Origin of the sequence: Streptomyces sp. FH025, from assembly GCF_017427025.1 — a bacterium.
Classification (GTDB): Bacteria; Actinomycetota; Actinomycetes; order Streptomycetales; family Streptomycetaceae; genus Kitasatospora.
On record NZ_JAFLNG010000323.1, the window covers coordinates 1 to 8,476 of the forward strand.

An 8,476-nucleotide genomic window follows, 5' to 3' on the forward strand; every position below is an offset into this window, starting at 1 on the left:
GCTTGGAGAGGCTGTCGACCAGCACGGTCCGCTCCGGCGCGAGCGCGGCCAGCGGCGCCGGCTCGGGCCGCAGGAAGGACCAGATCGCGTCCTCGACCACCGGCAGGTCCAGCCGACGCAGTTCCTCCGCGAGTGCGGCCGCCCGCTCGCTCGGCAGGCTCACGCCGAGCGGGTTGTGCAGCCGCGGCTGGACGTACACCGCCCGCAGCGGCGCCGCCCGGTGGGCGGCCGCCACGGCGTCCGGGAGCAGCCCGTGCTCGTCCATCGCCAGTGGTACCAGCCGGATGCCCAACCGCTCCGCCGTCGCCTTGACCACCGGATAGGTCAGCGCCTCCACCCCGAGCCGCTGCCCGGGCGCTACCAGCGCGGCGAGCGCCCCAGCGATGGCCTGCCGCCCGTTGCCCGCGAAGAGCAGCCGCTCCGCCGGGACCTCCCAGTCGTCGCGGGTCAACAGCTCCGCGAAGGCGCGTCGGGCCGCGCCCGTCCCGGCGGCGCCGACCGGTCGCAGCGCCTCGCCCAGCGCGTCCGCCCGCAGCAGCGGCGCCAGCCCGCCGGCCAGCAGTTCGGCCTGCCCGGGCGCGACCGGGTAGTTGAGTTCGAGGTCGACCGGTGCGGCGGCCGGTTCGGCGAGTGCGACCCGCCCGTCGTCGGCGCCGAGTCCGGCGCGGACGAAGGTGCCCCGCCCGACCTCCCCGACGGTCAGCCCGCGCCGGACCAGCTCGCGGTAGACCCGCCCCGCCGTCGAGGCCGCGATGCCCCGGCCGCGGGCGAAAGCGCGCTGGGTGGGCAGCCGCTGCCCCGGCCGCAGCCGGCCGCTGGTGATGTCGGCGGCGATCCCGTCCGCGATCAGGCGGTAGTCGTCCATCGGTGTCCGGTCCTCCATTCGCCCCGTGGCCACGGCGGCACAGCGGCATTGCACCGAGCGCAAAGTCATCATTGCATCGAGCTCGCGGCGCACCCTAGCCTCCTCACATGGACGCGCTGACTTCCGCCGTGAGCGGCCACGCCGTGCTCGGGATCGCCGCTGTGGCGCTGGGCATGGTGCTGTCGCCGGGGCCGAACATGATCTACCTGGTCTCGCGCTCGATCGCGCAGGGCCGCCGCGCCGGGTTGGTGTCGCTGCTGGGCGTCGCGACCGCCCTGCTGGTCTACCTGGTCGCGGTGACGGCCGGGGTGGCCGCCGTCTTCTCGGTGGTGCCCGCGCTCTACACCGCGATCAAGCTGGCCGGCGCCGGCTACCTGCTCTGGCTGGCCTGGAAGGCCGTCAAGCCGGGCGGCACGGCGGTCTTCGCCCCGCAACAACTGCCGCCGGACCGGCCGCGCCGCCTGTTCGCGATGGGCTTCCTGACCTGCCTGCTCAACCCCAAGATCGCCATCATGTACATCTCGCTGCTGCCCCAGTTCGTGGCGCCCGAGCGCGGCCATGTCGCCTTGCAGAGCCTGGTGTTGGGCCTGGTCCAGATCGCCATCGCGGTCGCCGTCAACGGCCTGATCGCGATGGGCGCGGGCGGCATCGCGCGCTTCCTCAACCGCCGCCCCGCCTGGCTGCGGATCCAGCGCTACGCGATGGGAACCGTCCTCGGCGGCCTCGCCGTGCACATCGCCACCGACCGCGCCAAGGCCGTGGCCGCCTGAGTCGCCTGAGTCGCCTGAGCGGCCCGAGCAGTCCGACCGGTTCGGGCTCCCCGACTCGGCGCCACCGCAGTTGAGATGGGTCCGTGCTGAGCACCCGTACCGCTGCCGGCGGCGGTACGAGTGCCGGGGGCGTCCGGGGCCGCGAGTGCGGTCGCACGCCCGTCGTCGCGGACCGGCCGGGTGATGGGCTGGGGCCCGGCTGCCGGGTCGGCTTCTCCTTGGGTGCTCCGGCGTCAGCATCGCCAGCAGGAGCAGGAGCAGGAGCAAAAACCAGCAGGAGCAGGAGCAAAACAGGAGGCCCAGAGCTTCCGGCGAGCAGGTGGGCGCGTCGGGCGCGACGGCCTCGCCCTCCGCCGTCAGGCGAGCGAGGGATCCGGCCTCGGGCAGCGTCGCGCCGCGCGACGCCGGAGCGGGTTCCGCCCAGAACCGAGTGAGCATCAGCTGTGCTCCTCATCAGGATTTCCTCGCCCGGCCGGGTGCTGCCCCCCGTCGGGCGGTACTGGCCGATCAGGGGAGTTGCCCTTGGGGTGGGCCAGGCGGTCGCGAGTCGGTACCGTCGGGGCATGACCACAGCCTTGATCACCGGCGCGACCGCCGGCATCGGAGCCGCCTTCGCCCGCCGCCTCGCCCGCAGCGGCTACCGACTCGTCCTGGTGGCCCGGGACACCGAGCGCCTGGAGCGCGCGAGCGCCGAACTGGGTGCCCGGTACGGCATCGAGGCGGAGGTGTTGACGGCCGACCTCGCCACCGACGAGGGCATCGCCTCCGTCGAGGCCCGGCTCGCCGACGCCGAGCGCCCGGTGGACCTCCTGGTCAACAACGCCGGCTTCGGCAACAAGGGCGCCTTCGGCACCGTCCCGCTCCAGGGCGAACTGGACATGCTGAAGGTGCACATCGAGGCCATCCTCCGGCTGACCACGGCCGCCCTCCCGGGGATGCGCGAGCGCGGCCGGGGCGCGATCATCAACGTGGCCTCGGTGGCCGCCTTCCTACCGCGCGGCACGTACGGCGCGAGCAAGGCCTGGGTGGTGAGCTTCACCCAGGGCGTGCTGCGCGACCTCGGCGGGACGGGCGTGCGGATGCTGGCTCTGTGCCCGGGCTTCACCCGAACGGAGTTCCACCAGCGGGCGGGCATGGGCACCGGCAACATCCCGTCCTGGGCCTGGCTCTCCTCCGAGCGGGTGGTGGACGAGGCGATGCGCGACCTGGCGCGCGGCAAGTCGCTGTCGGTGCCGGGCAAGCGGTACAAGGCGGCCGTCGCGATCGCCCGGGTGCTGCCTTCGGGCAAGCTCGGCGGCATCTCCTCGAAGGCGGCGCGCACCTACCGGACGAACTGAGCCGCGGCGCGGTCGGGCGGGTGCCGGGAACGGGTCGGCCAGTCGGCCAGTCGGCCAGTCGGCCGGTCGCGTCAGTCGGGTCAGTCGGACAGGGCGGGCGGTCGGCCAGGGCGAGGGAATAGAGCCACACTCACTATTAGCTTGTCTAACTATGAGCTACTCTCGCTATGCTGGCGCTCGCCCGACCGCCACACCCGCCGCCGCGCCCACACCCCCGCGCGCCCGACCCAGGGAGGCCCGTCCTTGAGGCACGCCGCCATCGACTGGACCCCGCCCGAGCGCGCCGAGGGCGAGCCCCGCCCACCGGCCCAGTGGCGACGCATCCTCGCGCTCTTCCGCCCCTACGCCGGCCGTCTCACCACCGTCGGGCTGCTGGTCGCCGCCTCCGCGGTGGTCTCCGTCGTCTCGCCGTTCCTGCTCCGGGCCGTCCTGGACACCGCGATCCCGCAGGGCCGCACCGGACTGCTCAGCCTGCTCGCGCTCGGGATGATCCTGACCGCCGTGGTGAACAGCATCTTCAACGTGCTGCAGACGCTGATCTCCACCACCGTCGGCCAGCGCGTCATGCACGACCTGCGCACCGCCGTCTACGGCCACCTCCAGCGGCAGTCCCTGGCCTTCTTCACCCGCACCCGCACCGGCGAGGTGCAGTCCCGGATCGCCAACGACATCGGCGGCATGCAGTCCACGGTGACCTCCACCGCGACCAGCCTGGTCTCCAACCTCACCGCGGTGATCGCCTCGATCGTCGCCATGGTCGCCCTCGACTGGCGGCTGACCGTGGTCTCGCTGCTCCTGCTCCCGCTGTTCGTCTGGATCAGCCGCCGGGTCGGCCAGGAGCGCAAGAAGATCACCACGGAGCGGCAGAAGCAGCTGGCCGCGATGAGCTCGGCGGTCCAGGAGTCGCTCTCGGTCAGCGGCATCCTGCTCGGCCGCACCATGGGCCGCTCCGGCTCGCTCGCCCGGGAGTTCACCGAGCAGTCCGACCAGCTCGCCGACCTGGAGGTGCGGGCCAGCATGGCCGGGCGCTGGCGGATGAACACCATCCAGATCGTGATGGCCGCGATGCCCGCGCTGATCTACTGGGCGGCCGGGCTGACCTCCGCCGCCGGAGCGCCGATCGTCTCGGTCGGCACCCTGGTCGCCTTCGTGACCCTCCAGCAGGGCCTGTTCCGCCCGACCGTCAGCCTGTTGTCCACCGGCGTGGACGTGCAGACCTCGCTCGCGCTCTTCCAGCGCATCTTCGAGTACCTCGACCTGCCGGTGGAGATCGCCGAGCCGGCCGACCCGGTCACCCTGCACGACATCCGCGGCGAGGTCCGCTTCGAGGCCGTCGACTTCCGCTACGACCCCGCGCAGGAACGCCCGACCCTGGCCGGCGTCGACCTCAAGGTCCCGGCCGGGAGTTCACTGGCCGTGGTCGGTGAGACCGGCTCGGGCAAGACCACCCTCAGCTACCTGGTGCCGCGGCTGTACGACGTCACCGGCGGCCGGGTCACCCTGGACGGCGTGGACGTACGGGACCTGTCCTTCGACACCCTGGCCCGCGCGGTCGGGGTGGTGTCCCAGGAGACCTACCTGTTCCACGCCTCGGTCGCCGAGAACCTGCGGTTCGCCAAGCCCGGGGCCAGCGACGCCGAACTGGTCGAGGCCGCCCGGGCCGCACAGGTCCACGACACCATCGCCGCCCTCCCGGACGGCTACGACACCCTGGTCGGCGAGCGCGGCTACCGCTTCTCCGGCGGGGAGAAGCAGCGCCTCGCGCTCGCCCGCACCATTCTGCGCAACCCGCCGGTGCTGATCCTGGACGAGGCCACCAGCGCACTCGACAACCGCACCGAACGCGCCGTCCAGCAGGCCGTGGACGCCCTGGCCGCCGGTCGCACCACCATCACCATCGCGCACCGGCTCTCCACCGTCCGCTCCGCCGACCAGATCGCCGTGCTCGACCACGGCGAGGTGGTCGAACTCGGCACCCACGAGGAGCTGGTGGAGCTGGACGGGCGGTACGCGGCTCTGCTGCGCCGGGAGGCGCCGGAGGAGGCGGCCGCGCTGGGGCACGCGTAGGCGGAGGCGGCCGCGCGGGTCACGCGTAGGAGCGTGGTCAGGCCGCCTTCGGCACCTCGTTGTAACTCCCCGCGACCTCTTGGCCGGAGAGCCGCTGGATCGCCGCCATCACCTCGTCGGTCACCTGCCGACGGGCCTTCAGCGAACGGGCCTGCCCGTGCAACTCGTCGAAGTGCAGCGGCTCGCCGAAGCGGACCGTCACCTTCTTGAGCCGCGGGATCCGCTTGCCCACCGGCAGGATCTGCTCCGGGCCCTCCAGGGCCACCGGCACCACCGGCACGCCCGCGGTCAGCGCGAGCCAGGCGACGCCCGTCTTGCCCCGGTAGAGCCGGCCGTCCAGCGAGCGGGTGCCCTCGGGGTAGATGCCGAAGGCCTTGCCGGCCTCCAGGATCTCCAGCGCCGACTCCAGCGAGGCCTGGGCGGAGCGGTAGGTGCCGCGCTCGACGGGCACCGCGCCGATCGCCTCGAAGAAGCCCTTGGACAGACCGCCCTTGAGCCCGGTGCCGGTGAAGTACTCGGCCTTGGCGAGGAAGTGGACCCGGCGCGGGGCGGTGAGCGGGATCACCACGCTGTCGATGAAGGACAGGTGATTGCTGGCCAGGATCACCCCGCCCTTGCGCGGTACGTTCTCGACCCCCTCGATGACCGGACGCCAGATTCCCCGCGAGACGGGTTTCAGCACCAACTTGGTGACGAGGTCGAGCATGGTTCCCTCCCTGGACGAACGACCGCCCGGGAGGAGCCCGGGCCCGCAATCAGATCCGCAGACTACGACACCGACCCCGGCGCGCGTCCACTCCCGGAGGCCGTGGCGCGCACCACGGCCGGGTAGGGTACGGCCGTCCGAACCGAGCACGACCCCGCAGTACCCAGGAGGGCACCATGGAGACCACCGAGGCCATCAAGGCGATGTTCGACCGCTTCGACAAGAACGGCGACGGCAAGATCACTGCGGCCGAGTACGCGCTGGTGGCCAACGAGATGGGCGACCACGACGTGACGATCTCGATGGCCGAGGCGCTGATCCACGCGATGGACACCCGTCACCAGGGCTACCTCACGTTCGACGAGTTCCTGGCCGCCCGGCAGCGCTGAACCCGCGCTGACGGGGCCGGGCGCCGTACCGGCGGCACCGGCCCCGTCCGGAGGCTCTCAGCTCTCCCCGACGCCCTTCGAGCTGCCGTTCGAGCTGCCGTCCGAGGTGTCGTTCGAGGCGCCGCTCGCGGTGCCCTTGACCGGGAACACCCGGCGCACCACCCGCTCCGCCGCCCCGCCGTCGTCCCAGACGCAGAACTTCGCCCGGAACCGCGCCCGCGCCGACCACTCCGTGTCGCCCGCCCGCAGCGCCCGCACCAGCCCGTCCGCGTCCACCGTGACCGCGCCCGGCGGCTCCTCGAACAGGTCGAAGTAGACGCCGCGCTCGCGCCGGTACTCCTCCCAGTCCGGGGCGAAGATGACCACCGGCCGGTCCAGTACGGCGTAGTCGAACATCATCGAGGAGTAGTCCGTCACCAGCACGTCCGCCGCGAGGTAGAGGTCCTCCACGGTCGGGTGCGCCGACACGTCCACGATCGCGGCCGCGTCCTCGCCCGCCGTCAGGTCGCCCGGGCCGCCGGTGTGGAAGTAGTGGGTGCGCACCAGCAGTGTGAAGCGCGGGCCCAGCCGCCGGGCCAGCTCCGCCACGTCCACCAGCGGTACGTAGCCGCCCTTGCCGCCGCGGTGGGTCGGCGCGTACAGCACCGCGGTGGTGCCGGGACGCAGCCCGAGCCGCTCGCGCATCGCCCGCATGTCCTCCGAAGTGGCGTTCGCCAGCCGGTCGTTGCGCGGGTAGCCCGTCTCCAGCAGTTCGTACCGGCCGGGGAAGGCCCGGGTGAAGTGCTCGCTGGTGTGCGGGTTGGAGGAGACCAGGAAGTCCCAGCGGTCTATGCCCTCCTGGAGCCGCTCGAAGTCCATCCCCTCCGCGGCCTCCGGGTAGCGGCGGAGGTCCATGCCCATCGCCTTGACCGGGGTGCCGTGCTGGGTCTGCACGTGCACCGTGCCGGGCCGCTTCGCCATCGTGTGGGGGAAGTTGACGTTGTTGACGAAGTACTTGGCGGTGGCCATCGCCTTGAGGTAGGCGGGCGTGTTGACTATCACGTACGGCACACCGGGTGGCAGGGCGGCGGCCTGCGCGCGGTTCTCCACCACCCACACGCCGCGGACCTGCGGCGCGAGTTCCTTCGCCTTCTCGTAGATCGCCGCCGGGCTGCACGCGTAACCCCGGTGCCAGTACGCGGCGTAGACCGCCAGGCCCTCGTCCAGCGGCATCCGACGGAAGGCGTTGTACGCGGTGAACCGGGCGCCGCTGCGCACGCCCTTGCGCACCGCGGGCGCCACCGCCCGTGCCCCGCGCTTGAGTTCGCGCGGCAGCCGCCCGGTGCGGCGCAGTTCCGCGTACGCGATCCGGGCGCCGCGCGCGGCCAGCCGGTACTGCACGCCGCGCACGCCGCCGGGGAAGCGGTAGCCGGCCGGGCGGTGGCTCTCGAAGTGCTGGGCGATCCGGCGGAAGAAGTCCTTGCGCAGGTCGGTGGGGACGAGCCCCGGGGTGTCGTAGACGTTCAGCGCCTGGCGGACGGTGCGGTCGAAGACGAGGGTGCGCAGCGACTCAGGGACGGGCCGGCCGGGGCGGTCCGGGCGGTCCAGGAAGGCGAAGATCGCGTCGTACTGGGCGAACACGTCGGCGTGCTTGGGGGAGGCGGTGGCGGTGATCGCGCCGTCCCGGCCACGCCGGTAGACGTAGCAGGGGCGGTCGAGGTAGCGCAGCCGCTCGGCGGCCAGCAGCGCCGGGTAGGTGACCGAGATGTCCTCGTAGTAGCCGCGGCCGAAGGCGACGTCGAGGCCCTCCAGGAAGGCGCGGCGGAAGACCTTGTTCCACACCGACATCACGGTCTGGAAGAGCGCGGGGTGCTCGGCCAGCGTGCAGCCCTCGACCAGCGGGGAGCCGACCAGCACGTGCCGCCAGGGGTTGGGCTCGGTCTCGCCGTCCGGGTAGACGTGGGTGAAGTCGGTGATCAGCACGTCGGCGGGGGTCTCGCGGCGGCGCTCCTGCTCCAGCTCGTCCAGGATCACGCTGACCGTCCGCTCGGGCAGCCAGTCGTCGCTGTCCACGAACCAGACGTACTCGCCGCGCACCTGCGGCAGGGCGGCGGCGCGGGCGCCGCCGAGGCCCTGGTTCTCGGTGAGGTGCAGCACCCGCAGCCGGGGGTCGCGGGCGGCGTAGGCGTCCAGGATCGCGCCGGAGCCGTCGGGGGAGAGGTCGTCGACCGCGATCACCTCGAAGCGGGATTCCGCGGCGGGGACGTCGCCGAGGATCGAGTCGAGGCAGCGCGGCAGGTACCGCTCCACGCCGTGGACCGGGAGCACGATGCTGAGGAGGAGGGACACGCTGGCCGAGTCTA

At 72.7% G+C, this 8,476-nt stretch carries 7 protein-coding genes; 4 read left to right on the top strand and 3 right to left on the bottom strand.

The annotated features are described in order from the left end of the window. Positions 1 to 865, bottom strand: an 865-nt coding sequence (locus J0670_RS22075; RefSeq protein ID WP_207813378.1) for an aminotransferase class I/II-fold pyridoxal phosphate-dependent enzyme, incomplete at its 3' end; no start/stop codon positions are given. A gap of 107 nt (positions 866 to 972) precedes the next feature. On the opposite strand from J0670_RS22075, the gene J0670_RS22080 reads away from it, so the two are divergent. The 3 genes from J0670_RS22080 (at position 973) to J0670_RS22090 (ending at position 5,039) form a co-directional block, all read left to right on the top strand. Next, entirely contained in the window at positions 973 to 1,635 is a 663-nt protein-coding gene (locus J0670_RS22080; RefSeq protein WP_207813379.1) for a LysE family translocator, read from the top strand. A 563-nt stretch (positions 1,636 to 2,198) separates the two neighbouring features. Beyond that, the gene (locus J0670_RS22085) at positions 2,199 to 2,972 is read left to right on the top strand and encodes an SDR family oxidoreductase (RefSeq protein WP_207813380.1); all 774 of its coding nucleotides are present in this window, start codon (positions 2,199 to 2,201) and stop codon (positions 2,970 to 2,972) included. Positions 2,973 to 3,215: 243 nt separating this feature from the next. Further along, on the top strand, positions 3,216 to 5,039 hold the full coding sequence (locus tag J0670_RS22090) for an ABC transporter ATP-binding protein (protein WP_207813381.1): 1,824 nt from the start codon (positions 3,216 to 3,218) through the stop codon (positions 5,037 to 5,039). A gap of 37 nt (positions 5,040 to 5,076) precedes the next feature. On the opposite strand, the gene J0670_RS22095 is transcribed toward J0670_RS22090, so the two are convergent. Then, a complete protein-coding gene (locus J0670_RS22095; RefSeq protein ID WP_207813382.1) occupies positions 5,077 to 5,745 on the bottom strand; it encodes a 1-acyl-sn-glycerol-3-phosphate acyltransferase in 669 nt (222 codons plus the stop codon). Positions 5,746 to 5,921: 176 nt separating this feature from the next. Here J0670_RS22095 and J0670_RS22100 point away from each other — a divergent pair, with 176 nt between their 5' ends. Next, positions 5,922 to 6,134 carry an EF-hand domain-containing protein gene (locus tag J0670_RS22100; RefSeq protein ID WP_207813383.1) on the top strand — a complete coding sequence of 71 codons (213 nt, stop codon included), beginning with the start codon at positions 5,922 to 5,924 and terminating at the stop codon, positions 6,132 to 6,134. A 57-nt stretch (positions 6,135 to 6,191) separates the two neighbouring features. Here J0670_RS22100 and J0670_RS22105 read toward each other — a convergent pair. Then, positions 6,192 to 8,476, bottom strand: a 2,285-nt coding sequence (locus tag J0670_RS22105) for a bifunctional glycosyltransferase family 2 protein/CDP-glycerol:glycerophosphate glycerophosphotransferase (protein WP_207813384.1), incomplete at its 5' end; no start/stop codon positions are given.

Excerpts from the sequence above, each read along its gene's own strand:
- J0670_RS22080 (WP_207813379.1), top strand. The coding sequence starts at position 973 with ATGGACGCGCTGACTTCCGCCGTGAGCGGCCACGCCGTGCTCGGGATC.
- J0670_RS22100 (WP_207813383.1), top strand. The coding sequence starts at position 5,922 with ATGGAGACCACCGAGGCCATCAAGGCGATGTTCGACCGCTTCGACAAG.
- J0670_RS22095 (WP_207813382.1), bottom strand. The coding sequence starts at position 5,745 with ATGCTCGACCTCGTCACCAAGTTGGTGCTGAAACCCGTCTCGCGGGGA.
- J0670_RS22085 (WP_207813380.1), top strand. The coding sequence starts at position 2,199 with ATGACCACAGCCTTGATCACCGGCGCGACCGCCGGCATCGGAGCCGCC.